The sequence below is a fragment of the Allobosea sp. NPDC055594 genome, assembly GCF_053618995.1.
Genome location: NZ_JBSHIO010000014.1, coordinates 31,283 through 50,467, shown reverse-complemented (window position 1 = coordinate 50,467; position 19,185 = coordinate 31,283). Strand labels below are relative to the sequence as shown.

The following is a 19,185-nucleotide window of genomic DNA, read 5'->3' as shown; positions in this document are numbered from 1 at the left end:
GTCTGGTCCTGTACTTGCTCTGCGCGGTCCGTCAGGCCTGGAGCATCAGGGCGCCGCCAATGAGGATGGCGAGCGCCAGCAGCAAGAGCCCGGCCACAGGCCAGCGGCGCAGATGAGCATCGGCCCGCTCGACGAAAGCGGCAAGACGGGCGATGGCGGGTGTCCCCGCTTCGGCGAGGACGACGATATCGCCTTCCGGAATGGCTCCCGGCAGGCGCTCAAAGCGCCTGACCAGCAGCAAGGCGAGAGCGCCGAGCAGCATCGGCCAGAGCAGCTTCCAGAGCGCGTCGGGCTGGATCAGGCTCGCCAGCGGCTCTCCGGAAATCGCCGGGTAGAGCGACCAGGGCAGGATCAGCGAGGCGGCGGCGACCGCGAGCCAGGGGACGAGCTGTCCAGCCGGTGCGATGGAGGCGGGATTGTCCCTGACATCGCGGGCGACAATCAGGGTGAAATGCAGCATCAGCATCGTGCTGCCGGCGCCGGCCAGCGCCATGGCATGGCTGACGAGCCCGTATCCGAGCATCGGCTTGCTCGCGAGCTTGGCCAGTGCACCGCTGGTCAGGGGCATGCCGCCGAGGCTGAGCGCGAGGACGGCGGTCAGCAGGAGCATCGGCCTCAGCCGCTGCCCGCCGGTCGCGGCGAGGACACCGACGGCGAGAAAGAGCGCACCCTTCACCAGCGTGTGATGGACGGCGTAATAGGCGACGAGGCTGGTCGAGCCCGGGTCGGCGTTTTCCAGCCCGGTGCCGAGCAGTACGGCGAGCAGGCCCATCTGGCTGACCGTGGAATAGGCCAGGATGGTCTTGGCGCGTGTCTGGGTGACGCCGACGATCGCGGCGTAATAGGCGGTGATGAAGCCGGCGCCGATCAGCAGCGTGCCCCAGAAGGGCAGGCCGGCCTCGAAAGGCAGGAAGCGGATCAGCCCGATCGCGCCGGCCTTGACCACGACGCCGCTGAGCACCGCCGAAGCCGGCATCGGCGCGGCCGGATGGGCGAGCGGCAGCCAGACATGCAGCGGGACGAGGCCGAGCTTCAGGGCGAAGCCGAGCACCAGCAGGGTGACGATCGCATCGCGCAGCGGCGCGGCGGGCAAGGTTGCGACCACGTCCCGGATCGCCGGGTTGGGGTCGGGATGGCCGGCGGCGAGCATAACGAAGGCGAGCAGCAGGAAGGCCTCGGCGAGCAGCGCCAGCACGACATAGACGGTTCCGGCCCGGTGGGCCCGCGCGGTCTGCTCATGGACGATCAGCCCGTAGGCAGCGAGGCTCGCCAGGGTGAAAAGCAGGTAGAAATTGGCGATGTCGCGGACGATGAACAGGCCGAGGCTGCCGGCGAGGGTCAAGAGCCACCAGACCGCGAACCCGGCCCTGGCCGGATCGCTGCGCATATAGGAGGCGGCGAAGGCGCCGGCGGCGCTCCACAGCAAGGCGGCGCCGCCGAGCAGGATGGCGCCAGGGCGGTCGAGCATCAGCGACAGGCGCAAGGGCGGCGGGAACAGGGCCGAGGTCCCATCCGGCACCAGAAGCGCGGCGAGCAGCGCGGGGAGCGGGGCGAAGACGAGCAGGGACGGCGCCCGCGCCCGGAAACCGCTGGACAAGCAAAGGGCCGCCATGGCCAGCGGCAGCAGGATGGTCGCGGCGAGGAGCGAGCCGGAGCCGGTCATGGCGCCACCACCGTCGCAAGGCCGGAGCGGCCGATCTGCAGGAGATCGAAGGGCTCGAGCGGGATGAAGCCGAGCAGCACAGCCGCCACGGCGAGAGCGAGCGCCGTCATCTCGAGACGTCGCGGGATCGGCCTTTGCACGGCGAGCGGCGTGGCGGGGCTGGCGAGGGCGGTGTTGATCACCCGGAAGACATAGCCACCGGCAAGCAGGCCGCCGGCCAGGATGGTGGCCGCCAGCCAGGGATGGCCGTTGATCACGGCTGCGGTCAGCAGCAGGCATTTGGCGATGAAGCCGCCGCTCGGCGGAATGCCCATCAGAGAGAGGCCGGCGAGGCCGAAGGCGGCGGCGCTGAGCGGCAGGGCGCGGCCGAAGCCGCCGAGACCGGCGATGCGGTCATGACCGAAAGCCTCGGCGACGACGCCTGCCGCCAGGAACATCGCGGCCTTGGCTAGCGCATGCGAGACGAGCTGGAGCGTGCCACCGGTCCAGGCGATGGTCTCCCAGGGCGGTGTCCCGTCCGGCCCCGAGGCGAGCGGGAAGACGATGAAGAGATAGCCGATCTGCGCCACCGTCGAATAGGCGATCATCAGCTTGAGCCGTGCCTGCCTGAGCGCCATGACGCTGCAGAACAGGATGGAGGAAGCCCCGAGCACGGCGAGGAGCTGTCCGGCGAAGGCTGCCGCCTCAGGCGGCGCGACATCGAGCACGAGGCGCAGGATCAGGAAGACCGGCGCCTTGATCACCAGCGCCGAGAGCACGGCGCTCGCGGCCGCCGGAGCCCCCGCATGGGCGGGCGGCAGCCACAGATGCAGCGGGAACAGCGCCGCCTTGGCGAGCAGCCCGGCGATCATCAGCGCCAGCGCGACCGACAGGGCCGAGCCGCCATCGCTCAGCCCGGACAGGATCCTGATGTCGAGCGTGCCGAAGGCGCCATAGATCAGGCCGACGCCGAGCAGATAGAGCAGCGATCCGAGCAGCGCGAACATCAGATAGCGCAGCGCTGCCGCCATGGTCTCGGCCCGGCCGTCGAGGCAGACCAGCGGCACGGCGGCGAAAGTCAGCAGCTCCAGCGCGACATAGAGGTTGAACAGGTCCTCGCCGAGGAAGACGGCGTTCAGCGCGCTCCAGGTCGCGAGCAGCAGGGCCCAGAAGGTCGTCGCTGCCCGGCCATCGCGGGTCTCGGGCGAAAGATCCTGCATGCCCCGCGCGAACAGGCCGGTTGCCGAGATCACCAGCGCGGTCATCGCGATCAGCGCGGCGGAAAGCCCGTCGGCGCGCAGGGCGATGCCGAGCGGGGGCTGCCAGCCGCCGACGACATAGGTCAGCGCATCGCCGGTGCGCAGGAGTTCGGCGAGGATCGCGATAGCGACGGCAAGGCCTGCCGCCATGCTGGCGAGGGCAACCTGCCTCGCGCGGTGCGGTGCGAGCGCCAGGATCGCCAGCACGCCGATGACCGGCAAGGTCAGCGCCAGCACGAGCAGATAGCCGCCCGGGGTCGTGACATGGACAGGGGCGAGGGCGAGCGGCATCATGACTCGGCTCGCGGCGTTTCGCCGGCCGCCGGCGGCTCCAGGCTTTCGCGGCCGGTCAGATCGAACAGGCGCCGCAGCAGCGCCACGGCGAGCGCGCTCGCCGAGAAGGCGACGACGATGCCGGTGATCACCATGGCCTGCGGGACGGGGTCGCCCGGCAGGCCGGCCGCGGCGCCGCGGCGCGCCACCGCCCCGAAGACCATGAAGATGCCGGCGCCGAGGATGTTGAAACCGACCAGCCGGCGCAGCAATCCAGGATGGGCGATCACGACGAACAGGCCGATGCCGGCGAGCGCCGCACCGCACAGGCCGAACAGGCTGGCGCTGTCGGAGATGACAGCGCTCACGGTGCCGGCGCCTTGTTGGACGGCCCGGCGACGAGCAGGCCGAGCGCCAAGGCGATCGCGACCGTCAGGGCAGCTTCGATGCCGACGATCAGCGCCTTGGCCAGGGGCTCGGGATAGGCGAGGAAGCCGTCGGCGACGGCAAAGCCGAGGAAGCCGATGGCGAAGAACAGCGCTGGCCCACCGACCAGGAGCAGCCGCAGCAATCTGCTGCGCGTTTCGGGCGCCGGGCTGAGCCCGGCCAGCATGACGAGCAGCCACATCGCGGCGAGGATGCTGCCGGCCTGGAAGGTGCCGCCCGGCGCGTCGGCGCCGACCCAGACCATGTAGACCGCAATCAGCACCCCGAAGGGCGGTAGGGTGCGGGCGAGATAGAGCAGCGGCTGCGGCGGGTTCGCTTCCTTCAGCGCTGGCGCGCCGCCCCAGAGATGATCGGGGGTGAGCGCCCAGACGCCGAGCAAGGCGAGCAGCACGACGACCTTTTCGAGCAGCGTGTCCAGTGCCCGGTAGGCGAGCAGCACCGCCGTCACCGGGTTGCCGAGCCCGGTCGCGTCGATCGCCGCGAGCGCCGGCGGCGCCAGCGTCGGTGCTGGCGAGGGAAAGGCGAGCACGGCGACGCCAAGGCCGAGGGCGACCGCGGCGCTGGCCAGGGCCGCGACGATGGTCGTGGCAGCATTGCTCTGACGTTGGGCGCTGCCCGCCTGCCGGCCGCGGCGCAGATGCGCTTCGGCGCGCAGCAGCAGCAGACCGGTGATGCCGCCGCCGATCGCCGCCTCGGTCAGCGCGACGTCGATCGCCCCGAGACGGGTCCAGGCCAGGCCGAGCAGCAGCCCGAAGGCGATGAAGGCGATGATCGCATTGCGGTCGTCGCCGGTGCGGGCGACATGGATGGCCAGCACGATGAGCCAGGCGACGAGCGCGAGGTCGAGGAGCAGGTTCATCGGCCGGACTTGCGGCGATGGAGGGCGCCGGCGATCAGCTGGCTCGCGGTCGCGGCCGAAAGCTGGGCGAGCAGCCAGACGCAGACCAGTTTCAGCCCGCCGGCGATGCTGTCGACCTGGGGCAAGAGCCCGAGCACGATCAGGCCGAGGCCGAGATTATCGGCCTTGCTGAGCGCGTGCAGCCGGCTCAGCGTGTCGGGAAAGCGTAGCAGGCCGAGCGTTCCGGCGAGGAAGAGCAGCGCGCCGCCGGCAACCATGACGAGGGTAAAGAGATCGGCGAGCGTGCTCATGGCTCGTCGCCCTTCGGCGCGGCAGTGTCGGCCGCCTCATCCGATTGGCCGAGGGTGAAGGCGGCGCAGGAGAAGGCGGCAAGCAGCATCAGCAGCAGTGCGACATCGGTCATCGCCGAGGTATTCGAGGCCGCGCCGAGCAGGAGCAAAGCAGCGGCGGCGCCGGTTCCGAGCAATTGCACCGCCATCATGCGTTCGACCGCGAGTTCCGAGCGCAGCACTCTGAACAGGCCGAGCGCCGTGACGGCCAGGATGAAGAGCGCCGCCCCGGTGAGGAACTCAGCCATTGCGGCCTCCGTCCTGCAAGGTCTCGCAGAAGGCGGCTTCGTCGGCGGCGAGCTGTTCGGCCACAGGCTCGCGCAGATCAAGGCAGTGGATGTGGAGCGTGCCGTCGGCCTCGGCCGCGACCGGCAGCTTGCCGGGTTGCAGGCTCATCACCGCGCAGCAGGCCTGGCGCGCCATGCCGGCGGGCAGGGCGGTCCGGTAGGTGACGAAGCCCGGCTGCAGCGGGGGCACGGGTGCGAAGGCGCGGCGCGCGACATCGATGCCGGCCGCAACCGATTGGGGCAGGAAGCGGACGAGAAAGCGCAGCACGCCGGGAAAGGATAGACTGCCACGCGCCGGCCAGAGAACCGTGCTCGTCCAGGCTGCCGCCGCGGCTGCGACGACCCCGACCGGCAGGTCCTTCATGGCGGGTCCCATCAGGACCAGCCACAGCCCGAGAAAGCCGGCCCCGCGGGTCAAGAACACATGCCTCGGGGTGGAGTTCTCGGGCATCGATGCCGTTTCTCGCGAGCCTTCATGCCGGCGCGTTGCCATGTCGGGGGCGACGGCGTCCGACCGAAGGCATGTCGACGCTGCGCCAATCCGTGGTTCACGGGCCGGAATCGGCCTGATGATCCGCGGTCAAAGTACCGTTCGGTCATGCCATCGGCATCAGCCCCCTGTCTCAATCCTGTGCCCGGCGTCCCATTCTCGCCTTCTGCCGCCCGGACTGGCTGCCGGGAGGTGCAAGGCCGTGCGCGGGCGGCTATCCCTTGGCAAGGGCCGATCGGAATGACGGGTAGGCCGGGGGAGCGGACGATGCGGACCAGACAGCGAGGCACATCGGCAACAACCGATCGTGGGCGGAGCGTATGAGCATGGCACCGCTGATCGAGCCGCGCGCCGGCGACGCCGAGGATGATTTCAGCAGCACCAAGAAGCGGTCGCTGCTGGCGATCGCGGGCAGCCTGCTCGGCGAGATCAATCTGCCGAAGCTGGCGCTGGCCTGGGTCATCCTGGCACTGGTGCCCGGGGTGCTGCTGGGGCTGGCGCCGCTGGTCGCGACCGCGTGGTTTGCCTCGGTCGCCGATCGGCTCTTCGCGCTAGCCGGCATCGGCTCGCTGCTGCTGCTGGCGCTGATCGCGGTGGCCGGCTGGTATGGCTTCAGGCCGCTCTTGCGTCTGGTCGAACGCAGCTTCTGGTCGCTGAACTCGCTCGCCGTGCAGCCGGTCTACGCATTGTGCCGCGAAGGGCTGCGCCATCTCGCCGAACGTTTCCTGACGGTCGGCGCGAGCGAGGACAAGCGGGCCGCCCTGCGCGCCGCGACCGCTATCGGCGCTGGCCTGCTCGCCAGCGCCGGCGCTGCCACCGTGGTGGGCCTGGTCTGGCCGGCGACGCGCTGGTCCGGCGAGTTCGCCGATCTCGTCCATCCCCTGCGTCTGCTCGTGCCGGCGCTGGCCAATACGGTCGCGGTCATGGCGGCCTACCTCGCGCTCGCCTCGCTCGCCTGGGGCCTGGCCGACGGGCTGATGGACCAGCCGCGCGATCTCGGCGGCTTCGACGAGGCTCCCGAGCAGGCGCGGCGCTGGCGGGTGGTGCACCTGTCCGACATCCATATCGTCGGCGAGCGCTACGGCTTCCGGATCGAGAGCGGCCGCGCCGGGCCGCGCGGCAATGAGCGCCTGGGCCAGGTGCTCGACAGGCTGGACGAGATCCATGCCGCGGAGCCGCTCGACCTCCTGCTGATCACCGGCGACATGACCGATGCCGGGCGCTCGGCCGAATGGGCGGAATTCCTCGATCTGATGGTGCGCCATCCGGCGCTGGCGGAACGCTGCCTGATCCTGCCCGGCAACCATGATCTCAACATCGTCGATCGGGCCAATCCGGCCCGGCTCGAACTGCCGACGAGCCCGGGCAAGCGTCTGCGCCAGATGCGGACGCTCTCGGCCATGGCGGCGATCCAGGGCGAGCGCGTCCAGGTGCTCGATCGCGAGCGCGCGGGGCTGGCGGGCACCCTGGCGGCGGCGCTGGAGCCGCATCGCGAGGCGATCGGCGTCTTCGCCGATGCCGGCACGCTGCGGCTATCGGCCGGGCTTTCCACGGTCTGGGCCGATGTCTTCCCGATGGTGCTGCCGCCCGCCGAGGAGGACGGGCTCGGCGTCATCCTGCTCAACTCCAATGCCGAGACGCATTTCTCCTTCACCAATGCGCTCGGCCTGGTGGCGGAGGAGGATCTGCAGGCGATGCTCGCCGTGCTGCGGCGCTTCCCGAAGGCGCGCTGGATCATCGGCCTGCACCATCACCCGGTCGAATACCCGCAGCCCGCCAAGGCCTTCTCGGAGCGGATCGGCACCGCACTGATCAATGGCAGCCGCTTCGTGCGCCAGCTCAAGCCGATGGCGCATCGGCTGGTCGCGATGCACGGGCATCGCCATGTCGACTGGATCGGGCGCTGCGGGCCGCTGAAGATCGTATCGGCCCCGTCCCCGGTGATGGAGGCGACGGACGACATGCCGACGGGCTTCTACATCCACACTCTGGCGGCCGCCGCCGATGGCGGGCTCGCCTTGCTCGCGCCGGAGCGGATCGAGATCGCGCCCCGGCCGCCGGCCGCTCTCAGTTCCTGAGGGCGGCGGCAGCTTCTTCCGGCACCGCGTCGTTCTCCGGCGATCCGAACAGCTCGGCGAGCCAGAGGCTCGACGGATGCTGAGCGCAGAAGGTCAGGAAGGCGATGGTGATCGGCACGCCGATGAAGGCGCCGAAGACGCCCCAGAGATAGCTCCAGAAGAACACCGAGAACAGCACCATCGCCGGCGAGATCGAGAGCGCGCTGCCGGCGACGCGCGGCTCGATATAGCTGCCGACGGTGAACTGGATCAGGTTGAGGCAGGCGAAGACGCCGATCATCGCCTGCCAGGAGCCGAACTGCGTCATCGCGAACAGGGTCGGGAAGACCGTGGCGACGAGCGGGCCGAGGAAGGGGATGTAGTTCAGCAGGAAGGCGATGAAGCCCCATTCCTCGGCGAGCTGCAGACCGATGAGCTTGGCGAAGGCCCAGACCAGGACGCCGGTGATCAGGCTCATCCAGGTCCGAACCAGCATGTAGCGGCGGATCTTGCGGGCGGTCGCCATGGCGCCGCCGAGCAGGACCTGGCTGGTTTCGCGGTTGCGCATGCCGCGCAGCTTGCGTCCGAAATCGTCGACCTCGAGCAGGCCGAGGATCACATAGACCATCACGACAATCCAGAAGCTCATCGTGGTGTTGAGGCGCCCGGTGATCGTCTGGGCGGTGCGCAGCATCCAGGAGACGTTGAAGTTCTCCGACCAGACGCCGGCGACCGCGATGCCATGGCCTTCGAGCCAGACCACGCCCTGGTCGTAGAACATCTGGAAACGCGCGGCGTCGTTGACGATCCAGCGGCCGACGCGGCCGAAGGCCCAGGCGATCAGCCAGCCGAAGGCGAAGAAGACGACGACCATGACGGCGATGCTGATCACAAGCGCCAGCATTCGCGGCAGCACGGATTGCAGGCGCTTCTGCAGCGGCCAGACCAGTGCGATGATGAAGAGCGCGAAGGCGACCGGGGCGAAGACCGAGCTCGCGATCGAGAGCGCGGCGACCGCCAGTATCGTGGCGATCAGGATCTGCGAACCGTGAAAGATCTTGCCGGTCGTCATCTCTTGTCCTGGTCAGGCTGGGCGTTGAGGCGGGAGGGCGGTTCCGTTGGCGAGGCGAGTCGTCTCAGACGCCGTCGGTCAGCTCGTCGAGATCGAGCGTCGAACTCTTGCCGATAGCATCGCGATGCTCGCGATAGAAGGCTTCGGCGGAACGCCGGCCTTCATTGTGGAGCATGGTCAGGAACTCCCATTCGGCGTTCAGCTTGGAGGAGTAGCCGAGCTCCGCCATGGCAGAACTGGTGATGCGGTGCAGGCGCATCCGGGCCCAGCGTGCGCTCTCGCCGGTCGCGGTCTGGGCGCTCTGGCGCAGCAGCGCCATCATCCGCAGCTCTTTCAGCAGCACGGCGTTGAACGAGACCTCGTTGAGCCGGTTCAGGATGTCGCGGGCCGTGCGCGGCGTGCCGGGACGCTCGACCGGGTTGATCTGGACCAGGATGGTGTCGAGCGCGTCGCTCTCCCGGATCAGCGGAGTCATGGTCGGATTGCCGGAATAGCCGCCGTCCCAATAGCTCTCGCCATCGATCTCGACGGCCTGGAACAGCGTCGGCAGGCAGGCCGAGGCGAGCAGCACGTCGGGCGTGATCTCGGCATTGCGGAAGACCCGCCCGCGGCCGGTGCGGACATTGGTGGCGGTGATGAAGAGCTTGATCGGGCTTTTTGCAAGGCCGTCGAAATCGATGACCTCGGCGAGGATGTCGGTCAGCGGATTGGTGCCGGCCGGATTGAGGCTGTAGGGTGAAACCACCCTCGACATCATGTCCATGGCGACGAAGAGCGGCGAATTGTCGAGCGTCCAGCGGCCGAGCAGGATGTCGAGCGGGCTGCGCTGGAAGGGGCTGAAGCGCGCCGCCTCCGAGACCTTGCGCCAGAACAGGTCGAGCGCCTCGCGCGCGCCGGCCCGGCCTCCTCTGGCGAAGCCGGAAGCCAGCACCGCCGCATTCATGGCACCGGCCGAGGTGCCCGAGATCGCCTCGATCTCGAGCCATTCCTCCTCGAGAATGCGGCAGAGCACGCCCCAGGTGAAGGCGCCATGTGCTCCGCCACCCTGGAGAGCGAGGTCGATGCGCAGCGAGGGGCGCTCCGCGGGCTTGCCGTTCTTGCCGGCGCGTAGCGGTGAAAGGGTGCTGGTCACGTCGTAGCCATCCTGATTGCGAGGCGTGCCGGGGACGTCATGCCGACTTCACCAGGCCGGAGAACCCGGCGACGGCGAGCAGGCTCAACGCCCAGCCGACCAGCGACTGGAAGTAGAAATAGGTGATCGCGACCCGCCCGCCCGGCTTGGAGGGGTTTGGCCGCCAGAAGGTTCTCTGGCCCATGTCGAGCACGGGCAGCAGCGTGTCGAGCGAATACATCCACGGGCTGAAGGCCGGATAGCTCGAGGCCTCCCAGCGTTCGCGGAAACAGGCGAGCTGGGTCTGGCCGGGGGCGGCCAGCCCCTGCGACTGGTTGCTGGCGAGGAGCGTGCGCTGCTCGCTGGTTTCGATGCCGCAGAGCGTCCATTCGGGGGCGCGCAGCACCACGGCACTGTTCGGCATCACGGCGCCCTGTCGTTCGGCATAGGCGAAGATGCCGACGCCGAGGACCCAGAACAGCAGGAGCCAGACGAAGGCGAGCAGCGGCTGGCGGCCATAGGCCAGGGTCATGCCGAGAATGCCGTCGGTCGCGGTCAGGAGTGCGCGCAGGACCCGGTTTTTGGCGCGCTTGCGTCTTGCCTGGCGCTGCAGGCGCTCCTTGACGATGAGCACGGCGCGAGCGTCCTCGCCATGGCCCATTTCGCGGAAGACCGAGGCCAGTTGCTCATAGGGCTGCGGCCAGAAATCCTCGCCCCAGCGCTCGGGCTCCTGGCGCGCCAGCCAGTCGAGCCGGCTTGCGGCATCGACCGGTCCATCGATGAAGGCGCCGTAGCGGCAGCGGTTCAGCAGCAGGTCGCCGGGCCCCGGCCAGCATGCGGCTTCATCATGGATGGTGCCGAGGGTGGCGCCGGTCAGGGCCAGCGTGCCGTTCACCTTGGCGCCCCGGCGCAGGAAGAAGGCGCCCTTGATCACGCTGCGTGCCAATTCGAGCGCAATGCCGCCGGGCACGCCGAGGACCGCACCGGATGCGTCGACATCGCCGCCGATCTGTGCGGCGCTGAGGCGTGCTTCGCCTTCGAGCCGAGCGCTGCGGAGCACGACGCTGCCGCGAATTTCGGCCTCGCTGGCCTCGATCGCCGTCCCTTCATCACGGGTGATCGCGGCGCCGGCGCAGTCGAGATCGGCCGTCAGGACCGCGCCGGAGAGATTGATCCCGCCGCGCATCGTCGTGCCGCGGGCAAGGACATTGCGGACTTCGAGGCTCGGCGCGAGCAGGGCATAGCCGTCGGAGACGCGCAGGGTCGCGCCATCGCATTCGAGATTGCCGCCGAGGCGCGCCTGGACGAGATTGACCTCGCCGCCGATCTCGGCGCCACGCAGATAGATGCCGCCGCGCGCTTCCAGACGCTCGGCCTGCAGGCCGGGCAGCTGCGAGCCGTCGAGGAACAGCCGGTTGATGATCGCCGCCCTCAGGACCGGCGTTTCCTCGAAATGACAGTCGTTCAGGCCGATGTCGCGGAAGACGCGGCAGGCCTCGAGATCGAGAATGCCGCTGATCCAGGCGCCGCTGATCCGGACGCCCTTCTCATGCGGCCGGCAGCCTTCCTCGCCGCCCAGCATGAGGAAGCGCAGGAAACCGGCGCGGACGACCCGCGCCGGATCGGGCTCGGGCGGGCGCGAGCCGTCGCCCAGCCGGTCGAAATTGCCGGAAAGCAGCTTGGCGACGACTTCCTCCTCCGCCGGGAGGAGTGGCCGGAAGTCGTCGAGGCGCGCGGTCGGATTGGCCCATTGGGCCAGTTCGCCTCCCGCTCCGGCGCCCCATTCCAGCGTCATGGGGTGGCGGGCGCGGCCGTCTCGGTCGCGGCATGCGCGGACAGCGCCTCGCGCAGCGCCGCTTCCTTGGTCTCGTCGAAGGAGGTGCGCATCAGCGTGCCGCCGACGCCCTTGAGATCGGCGAGGACCTTGTCGGTGGTCATCTTGCGGATCAGGAGGAAGAGCCCGGCCGAGTTCGGCTGCAGCGCGCCGGCGGCATCCTTCATGAACTGGTCGTTGATGCCGACATCGCTGAGCTTGCCGCCGAGCGCGCCCGAGGCGGCGCCGATCGCGGTGCCGAGCAGGGGCGCCAGGAAAATGAAGCCGATCAGCGTGCCCCAGAGCGCGCCCGAAGCGGCGCCCGCGGTGGTGAGGTTGAGCATCTGGTTGAGCTTGACCTGGCCCTTTTCGTCCTTGGTGACGACGACGGCGTCGCCGAGCTCGATCAGATATTCGCGCTGGAGGGAAAGGACCTTCTGGCGGACCTCCTCGGCCTTCTGCTCGGAGGGGAAGGCGATGAAGACGAGATCGCTCATCAGTGCAGCTCCATGTTTGCACGGGGGGGTCGACCCTGCGCCGCCACTCCGGCGGCGCGGCCAATGAGAAATTCGGCCAGCAGCGGGACGGGGCGACCGGTGGAAGCCTTGGCGGCGCCCGCGGTCGAGGCGGTGCCGGCAATGTCGAGATGTGCCCAGGGATAGGCCCTGGCGAAGCGGGAGAGGAAACAGGCTGCGGTGATCGCGCCCGCCGCGCGTCCACCGAGACTGCCGGCGTCGGGCAGACTGCCGCCGGGCTGGCCGAAATAATCGTCCCAGAGCGGAAGCTGCCAGGCGCGATCGCCGGACATGCCTCCGCAGTGCAGCAGTTCGGCGGCCAGGGTCTCGTCATTGGCGAACAGGCCGCTCGCATGCGAACCGAGCGCCGCGACGCAGGCCTCGGTCAGGGTGGCGACGTCGATCACGCAGGCCGGCTTGAAGCGCTCGGCATAGGTCAGCACGTCACAGAGCAGCAGCCGGCCTTCGGTGTCATCGGACCCCATCTCGATGGTCTGGCCGGACATCGAAGTCACCACGTCGCCGGGTTTGCCGCCATGGCCGCCGGGCATGTTCTCGGCCGCAGCGATCAGGCCGACGACGTCGAGCGGCAGGCCAAGCCGGGCGACCGTGCGCAGCGCGCCGAGCACGCTGCCGGCACCGCTCATGCTGAACCGCGCATTCGGGGCCTCGGCGCCCGGCGGCGGGGAGAGGCGGGCGGGACCAGCGCTCATGCCCTTGCCGACGAGCACGATCGGCTTGCGTGAGGCCTTGCGGCCCTGGGGCTGCATCACGATGAGCTTGCAGGGATTGGCGGCGCCCGTGCCGGCCTGGAGGAAGGCTCCCATTCCGAGGGCTTCCAGGGCCTGGCGCTCCAGCACCTCGACCGCGAAGCCGAATTCTTCGCCCATGTCGCGGGCGGTCCTGGCCAGGAAGTCCGGAGTGCAGACATCACTCGGCAGGTTGCCGAGCTCCTTTGCCAGGGCGACTCCTTCGGCGACGGCGATGCCTTGCCGCAGAGCCAGGACGAGTTCCAGGGTCAGGGTCTGCGGGAGGAGCAGCATGATGCTGCGCATCGGCCGGCTCCGCGCCTTTCGAGCCTGAGCCGAGGCCGGAGGGAAGAAATTGTAGCTGCCAGAGGCGAGGTGCTGGCCGGCCTGCCGGACGCGCCAGCTCAGCGAGCGTCCGGGCACTTCATTCTCGGCCAGCGTCACGACGGCTTCCGAAACGGCGCCCTCGGCGATGACACTTGCCGTCGCGGCCAGAGCCCGCCAATAGGCGCTGTCGGAAAAGGCCTCGCGCTGGCCGAGGCTGACCAGCAGCGTCCGGGGCGCAGGCGAGCCTGGCAGATGATGCAGCAGCACGGTGGCGCCGGGCATCTCGGCGAGCTCGCCATGCGCCATGATCTGGGAGAGCCGGCCTGCGGTGCTGGCATCGAGGCGAGCGGCGGAGCCGCTCACCGGTCCGGTGCTGAACAGGCCGATGACGAGCAGCTCGGTCCGGAGTCTTTCGGCATCGCCGACCACCGGCATGATCTCCAGAGAATGTCTCCAGGAAGGCATCGGCGCATCGCTTGGTTGAGGAGGATTCTGCCGGACGGCGGGCGGAATACAGCTCTCCACGAGCCGCGGAGCGAAGGACGCTCCGCTTATGTGGGGGGTAAGGTCGGGCGGCCCTCCTGGCTTCCAACCGCGGCGGTACGGTCGGGAGCCGTCGGCAACTGGCGGATGCGCTGTCCCGGCAGCAGCGCCTGGATCCCGCCGCTGACCACGATCTCGCCGGGGGTGAGGCCCTGCGAGACGATGACCTGGTTCGGGTCGAAGCGCATCACGTCGATGTTGCGCAGGGAGACGGTCGATTTTGCGGGATCGACGACCCAGACCGCCGGCGAGGAGCCCTGCTGGGTCAGGGCGCTCGCCGGAACGGCGATGATCGCGGCAGTCGCGGTCTCGACGGTGCCGACGACGGTCGATCCGAGCCGCATCGCCTCCGGCGGGTCGCTCAGCCCGACCCGGATGGCGAAGGTGCGCGTGACGGGGTCGGCCTGCGGCGCGATCTCGCGGACACGACCGAGCGCGGTGACACCGGGAGCATCGGCGAGAGCGACGCGGACCATGGTCTCGCCCGACTTCTTCTCGAGCAGGCTGGCGGGAATGTTGAAGACGGCGTCGCGGCCGTCATCGCGGGCGAGCTGGGCGATGACCTGGCCGGGCTGAACGACCTCGCCGGGCTCGACATTGCGGGCGGTCACCGTGCCGGCGACGGAGGCCCGCAGCTCGGTGAAGCCGAGCCGGTCCTGCGCCAGTTCGAGCTGGGCCTCGGCATTCTCGAGCTGGGCCTGGGCCGCTTCCTGCGCCTTGAGCGCCTGGTCGAAGCGCGGCCGGGTGGTGAAGCCCTGGGCCATCAGCCGTTCCTGGCGCTCGAAAGTGCTGCGCGCGGTGCTGACCTCGCCCCTGGCCGCCTCCAGCGCCGCCTTGGCCGCGGTCAAGGCGTTGCGCTCCAGCGTCGGGTCGAGGCGGGCGACGAGCTGCCCGGCGGCGACGCGATCGCCGACATTGACCGGTCGTTCGGTGACGCGGCCGCCGATGCGGAAGGCGAGGCCGACATTCTTCTCGGCCTGGATCTCGCCGCTGAGCTGGATTTCGTTGGCGAGCTTGCCGGCCTCGACGGTGACGACGCGGACGAAGCGCCCTTCCGCCGGCGCGGCCGGCTCGTTCTGGCAGGCGGCCAGTGCGAGCAGCAGGAGCGCTGCGGCCGCGGGACGAAGGCGAAATGCCGAAGGATGGGTCATGGCGCAGCAGCTCCCGCGACAGCCTTGGCACCGGGCTCGGCCGCCTTGGGCGCGGCGGAGCCACGGGCGAAGACGGTGACATAGAGGACCGGCAGCAGGATCAGGGTCAGCACGGTCGCGACCAGCAGCCCGCCCATGATGGCGAAGGCCATCGGTCCCCAGAACACCGTCGGCGCGATCGGGATCATGCCCAGCACCGTCGAGACGGCGGTCAGCATGATCGGCCGGAAGCGGGTCGAGGCTGCATCGAGCGCCGCATCCGTGATGCTCTTGCCGCTCTCGCGCTCGCTCTCGATCTGGCCAATCAGGATAACCGCGTTCTTGGTGATGATGCCGATCAGCGCGAGGATGCCGAGCAGGGCGACGAAGCCGAGCGGCATGCGCGAGAGCAGCAGGGCGCTGACCACGCCGATCATGCCGAGAGGCGCGATGCTGAGCACGATCGCCAGCAGGCGGAAGCTGCGGAGCTGCAGCATCAGCACCGTGAACATGATCAGCAGCATCACCGGCACGACCGCGATGACTGAAGCCTGCGAGATCGCGCTTTCCTCGACGGTGCCGCCGAGCGCGATGCCGTAGCCGGCGGGCAGGGTCTTGCGCAGCTCCTCGATGCCGGAGGCGAGCCCGCTGACGACGGTTTCGGGCAGGACGCCCGGCTTGACGTCGGCGGCGACCGTCAGGGTCGGGATGCGATCGCGCCGCCAGATCAGCGGCGAATCGAGCCCGTAGCTGAAGGTCGCGAACTGCGAGAGCGGCACCTGCCGCCCGCTCGGCAGCGCGACCTGCATGGTCCGCAGCGTGTCGAGCGAGAGGCGGTCGGCGTCCTGGGCCCGCACGACCACGTCGACGAGATAGATGCCGTCGCGGATCTGGGTCACCACCGTGCCGGAGACGACCGCGTTGACGATGCTCGCCAGGGCCTGCGAGCTCAGGCCGAGCCGACGGGCCTCGTCCTGGTCGACCCGCAGGCGCAGCTCGCGCATGGGCTCGATCCAGTTGAAGTTGACCATCTCGGTCTTCGGATTGGCGGCGATGACCTGCCCGACCTTCATCGCGATATTGCGAACTTCGGCGAGGTCCGGGCCGCTGACACGGTACTGCACCGGCCAGCCGACGGGGGGGCCGAGCTCGAGCGGATAGACGCGCGAGACGACGTTCGGGAAGTCCTTGGCGAGCAGCGCCTCCAGCTTCTTATGCAGGCGTTCGCGTGCGGCGATGTCCTTGGCGACGACGACGGCCTGGCTGAAGAATTCGTTCGGCAACTGGGCGTTGAGCGGCAGGTAGAAACGGATCGCGCCACGCCCGACATAGGTGCTCCAGCGCTCCACATCGGGATCGCCCTTGAGCGCGGCGTCGAGCCGATGCGCGATGGTCTCGCTGGCATAGATCGAGGCGTTCTGCGGCGCGGTGAGATCGACCAGAAGCTCGGGCCGGTCCGAAGCGGGGAAAAACTGGCGCGGTACCAGAGCCAGCGCCAGGATCGAGGCGACGAAGAGCCCGATGGTGACGGCGATGGTGAGCCAGCGCAGGCGGATCGCTCCTGTGAGCAGGCTGCGGAAGCCGCGTTCGACGCGGCCGGGCCCCGAGGCCGCGGCTTTTGGTGCCTTCAGCATGGCGAGGCCGAGCACCGGGGCGAAGACGACCGCGATGAAGAATGAGACGATGAGTGCGATCGTCACCACCGCGAAGAGCGAGAAGGTGTACTCGCCGGCCGAGCTCGCAGCGAAGCCGATCGGCACGAAGCCGGCGATCGTGACGAGCGTGCCCGCCGCCATGGCAGTGGCGTAGCGCTCGAAGGCGAAGGTCGCCGCCTTCGCTTTGTCCTCGCCGGCTGCGAGCCGTGTCACCATCGCGTCGGTCGTCGTCATGGCGTCGTCGACGAGGAGTGCCAGCGCGATGATCAGCGCGCCCAGCGAGATGCGCTGCATGTCGATGCCGATGATCAGCATGCAGGCGAAGACGACGGCGAGAGTCAGCGGAATCGAAAGCGCGACGACGAGGCCCGGCCTGACGCCGAGGCTGATGAAGCTGACGACGAGGATGATCGCGATCGACTGCCAGAGCGACGTCATGAAGTCGTGGATGGCCTCGTCGACCGTGACGGCCTGATCTGCGACCAGATGCGGCTCGATGCCGTGCGGCAGGTCGGCGGTGATCTTCGCCATCGCCGTCTTGATGTTGGCGCCCAGCGCCAGGATGTCGCCGCCCTCGCGCATGGCGATGCCAAGGCCGATCGCCTCCTGGCCGTTGACGCGGAACATCGGCTGCGGCGGGTCGGCATGGCCGCGGCGCACGGTCGCGATGTCGGCGAGGCGGACCATGCGGTCGCCGACCGGGAAATTGACCTGGAGCAGGTCGGCCTCGGACTGGAAGGCACCCGAGACGCGCAGCGAAATGCGCTCCTCCGGCGTCTGGATCATGCCCGAGGGACGCACGATGTTCTGGGCCTGCAGCGCGGCCAGGAGCGCGCCGCGGTCGACGCCGAGATTGGCGAGCTCGCGCACCGAGAATTCGACGAAGATGCGCTCGTCCTGCGCGCCGATGATCTCGATTTTGGAGACGTCCGGCACCAGGAGCAGACGCGAGCGCGCCGCCTCGACATGGTCGCGCAATTCACGACCGGTGAAGCCGTCTGCCGTGAAGCCGTAGATGATGCCGAAAGTGTCGCCAAAACGGTCGTTGAAGACCGGGCCGAGCGTGCCGGCCGGCAGGGTATGGCGCATGTCGGCGACGAGATTGCGCACACGGTACCAGGTGTCCTGCACCTCGCGACCGGGCACGGACTGCTTCAGATTGACGAAGATCGTGGTGACGCCCGGCGTGGTGTAGCTGCGGACGTTGTCGAGCCCGGGGGTCTCCTCGATCTGCCGTTCCAGGCGCTCGGTCACCTGGCTCAGCATGTCTTCCATCGTCGCGCCGGGCCAGGCTGCGGAGACGACCATGGACTTGATGACGAAGGACGGGTCCTCGTTACGGCCGAGGCGGATGAAGGCGAAGATGCCGGCCAGCACCGAAATGATCATGAGGTAGATCACGACCGAGCGGTTCTTGAGCGCCCATTCCGAGAGGTTGAAGCTCATCGCGATTCCGTCCCGGCCAGCCGCACTTGCTGGCCTTCCTTCAACTGGCTCACCCCGGCGGTGACGACGATGTCCCCGAGTGCGAGGCCCTTGCCGATCAGTGCCGTGGCAGGGTCGGCGCTGATTACTTCGAGCTTGCGCAGCGACACGGTGAACTTGGTGGGGTCGACCACCCAGACGCCCGAATCCTGCCCTTGCCGCGCCAGCGCCGTGGCCGGAATGGCGATGGCCGAGGTCTCGGCGCTGCGGATCGCGCCCGAAACCGCCGTGCCCAGCCGGAAGGATTGCGGCGGTTCGGCAAGGCCGACCCTGACCCTGAAGGTCCGCGTCACCGGATCGGCCTGGGGCGCGACCTCGCGGACGCGGCCGGTGGCGGTCACGGCCGGGTCGCCGGCGAGCGCGATATGGACGCGCGCATCGGGCGGCAGCGCGCGCACGACATCCGCCGGCACCTCGAAGACGGCATCGCGGCCCTCGCGCCGGGCGAGCTGGACGATCATGCGGGCGGGGGCGACGACCTCGCCGGGCTCCGCGCCGATGCGGGTGACCACGCCCGGCGCATCGGCCTTCAGGCTGGTGAAGCCGACGATGTCCTGCGCCGAGCGGACGCGTGCCTGGGCCGCGTCGACCTGGGCCCGGGCGGCGGTGCGGCCCTGCTCCGCCGCCTCGAAATCGGCGCGCGTGGTGACGTTGCGCTCGAGCAGGTGGCTCTGGCGTTCGAACTGGTTCTCGGCCTTGCGCAGCAGGCCCTGTGCCGCGGTGAGGGCGGCGCGGGCCGAGCGCAGCTCGTTGAGCTCGTTCTCCGGATCGAGCCGGGCGACGATCTCGCCCTCGCGCACGGTCGCGCCGACGCCGACGCTCCGCTCGGCCAGTCGCCCGCCGATCCGGAAGGACAGGGCGGCCTGGTCCTGCGCCTCGATATGCCCGGTGAAACTGATGTCACGGGTCTCGCGTGGCGCCTCGACCGTGATCGTGCGCACGGTCCGGACCGGCGGTGCCGGGGCGGCCTCCTCGCTCCGGCAGCCGGCGACGGCGAGCGCGATCGCAGCGAGCGCCGCACCTTGCAGCGAGCGGGCCGTGCGGAACCTGTCGGGCTTGCCCATGCTAACCACCCGTGTGCCGAAACGGCTGCGCGCTGCGCAAGAATCGCATCGGCGTCAGCGCGCAAGCAGACTGGATGT

16 protein-coding genes are annotated in these 19,185 nt (G+C 69.4%); 1 reads left to right on the top strand and 15 read right to left on the bottom strand.

The annotated features are described in order from the left end of the window. Window positions 1–31: 31 nt before the first annotated feature. From ACWGRX_RS22215 to ACWGRX_RS22185, 7 genes are read right to left on the bottom strand one after another with little or no spacing between them, the layout of a single operon-like run. Complete coding sequence (locus ACWGRX_RS22215) at window positions 32–1,663, bottom strand: complex I subunit 5 family protein (RefSeq protein ID WP_452119332.1); 1,632 nt, start codon at window positions 1,661–1,663, stop codon at window positions 32–34. Continuing rightward, window positions 1,660–3,195 carry a complex I subunit 5 family protein gene (locus ACWGRX_RS22210; protein WP_452119331.1) on the bottom strand — a complete coding sequence of 512 codons (1,536 nt, stop codon included), beginning with the start codon at window positions 3,193–3,195 and terminating at the stop codon, window positions 1,660–1,662. Before ACWGRX_RS22210 ends, ACWGRX_RS22215 begins: the two co-directional genes overlap by 4 nt. After that, window positions 3,192–3,542 carry an NADH-quinone oxidoreductase subunit K gene (locus ACWGRX_RS22205; protein WP_452119330.1) on the bottom strand — a complete coding sequence of 117 codons (351 nt, stop codon included), beginning with the start codon at window positions 3,540–3,542 and terminating at the stop codon, window positions 3,192–3,194. Before ACWGRX_RS22205 ends, ACWGRX_RS22210 begins: the two co-directional genes overlap by 4 nt. Beyond that, window positions 3,539–4,480, bottom strand: coding sequence for a hydrogenase subunit MbhD domain-containing protein (locus tag ACWGRX_RS22200; RefSeq protein ID WP_452119329.1), 942 nt, complete (start codon window positions 4,478–4,480; stop codon window positions 3,539–3,541). Before ACWGRX_RS22200 ends, ACWGRX_RS22205 begins: the two co-directional genes overlap by 4 nt. Further along, window positions 4,477–4,770 carry a monovalent cation/H(+) antiporter subunit G gene (locus tag ACWGRX_RS22195; RefSeq protein ID WP_291638048.1) on the bottom strand — a complete coding sequence of 98 codons (294 nt, stop codon included), beginning with the start codon at window positions 4,768–4,770 and terminating at the stop codon, window positions 4,477–4,479. Before ACWGRX_RS22195 ends, ACWGRX_RS22200 begins: the two co-directional genes overlap by 4 nt. Next, window positions 4,767–5,057, bottom strand: coding sequence for a monovalent cation/H+ antiporter complex subunit F (locus tag ACWGRX_RS22190; RefSeq protein WP_452119328.1), 291 nt, complete (start codon window positions 5,055–5,057; stop codon window positions 4,767–4,769). The genes ACWGRX_RS22195 and ACWGRX_RS22190 overlap by 4 nt, the downstream gene beginning before the upstream one ends. Next, entirely contained in the window at window positions 5,050–5,514 is a 465-nt protein-coding gene (locus ACWGRX_RS22185; RefSeq protein WP_452119327.1) for a Na+/H+ antiporter subunit E, read from the bottom strand. The genes ACWGRX_RS22190 and ACWGRX_RS22185 overlap by 8 nt, the downstream gene beginning before the upstream one ends. Window positions 5,515–5,912: 398 nt before the next feature. Between ACWGRX_RS22185 and ACWGRX_RS22180 the strand changes: the two genes are divergently transcribed. Next, complete coding sequence (locus ACWGRX_RS22180) at window positions 5,913–7,664, top strand: metallophosphoesterase family protein (protein ID WP_452119326.1); 1,752 nt, start codon at window positions 5,913–5,915, stop codon at window positions 7,662–7,664. Here ACWGRX_RS22180 and ACWGRX_RS22175 read toward each other — a convergent pair. The 8 genes from ACWGRX_RS22175 to ACWGRX_RS22140 form a co-directional block, all read right to left on the bottom strand. After that, the gene (locus ACWGRX_RS22175; protein ID WP_452119325.1) at window positions 7,654–8,715 is read right to left on the bottom strand and encodes an AI-2E family transporter; all 1,062 of its coding nucleotides are present in this window, start codon (window positions 8,713–8,715) and stop codon (window positions 7,654–7,656) included. The two genes, ACWGRX_RS22180 and ACWGRX_RS22175, sit on opposite strands and share 11 nt — an antisense overlap. A gap of 64 nt (window positions 8,716–8,779) precedes the next feature. Then, window positions 8,780–9,847 carry a patatin-like phospholipase family protein gene (locus ACWGRX_RS22170; RefSeq protein ID WP_452119324.1) on the bottom strand — a complete coding sequence of 356 codons (1,068 nt, stop codon included), beginning with the start codon at window positions 9,845–9,847 and terminating at the stop codon, window positions 8,780–8,782. Window positions 9,848–9,884: 37 nt separating this feature from the next. Next, window positions 9,885–11,621 carry a hypothetical protein gene (locus ACWGRX_RS22165; RefSeq protein WP_452119323.1) on the bottom strand — a complete coding sequence of 579 codons (1,737 nt, stop codon included), beginning with the start codon at window positions 11,619–11,621 and terminating at the stop codon, window positions 9,885–9,887. Beyond that, a complete protein-coding gene (locus ACWGRX_RS22160; RefSeq protein ID WP_291638055.1) occupies window positions 11,618–12,136 on the bottom strand; it encodes a DUF1269 domain-containing protein in 519 nt (172 codons plus the stop codon). Before ACWGRX_RS22160 ends, ACWGRX_RS22165 begins: the two co-directional genes overlap by 4 nt. Further along, entirely contained in the window at window positions 12,136–13,695 is a 1,560-nt protein-coding gene (locus ACWGRX_RS22155; RefSeq protein ID WP_452119322.1) for a leucyl aminopeptidase, read from the bottom strand. Before ACWGRX_RS22155 ends, ACWGRX_RS22160 begins: the two co-directional genes overlap by 1 nt. A gap of 86 nt (window positions 13,696–13,781) precedes the next feature. Then, window positions 13,782–14,924: an efflux RND transporter periplasmic adaptor subunit gene (locus tag ACWGRX_RS22150; protein ID WP_452119321.1), complete on the bottom strand. Its 1,143-nt coding sequence runs from the start codon at window positions 14,922–14,924 to the stop codon at window positions 13,782–13,784. Then, a complete protein-coding gene (locus ACWGRX_RS22145) occupies window positions 14,921–18,004 on the bottom strand; it encodes an efflux RND transporter permease subunit (protein ID WP_452119320.1) in 3,084 nt (1,027 codons plus the stop codon). The genes ACWGRX_RS22150 and ACWGRX_RS22145 overlap by 4 nt, the downstream gene beginning before the upstream one ends. After that, window positions 18,001–19,107, bottom strand: coding sequence for an efflux RND transporter periplasmic adaptor subunit (locus ACWGRX_RS22140; RefSeq protein ID WP_452119319.1), 1,107 nt, complete (start codon window positions 19,105–19,107; stop codon window positions 18,001–18,003). The genes ACWGRX_RS22145 and ACWGRX_RS22140 overlap by 4 nt, the downstream gene beginning before the upstream one ends. Between the last annotated feature and the right edge of the window lie 78 nt (window positions 19,108–19,185).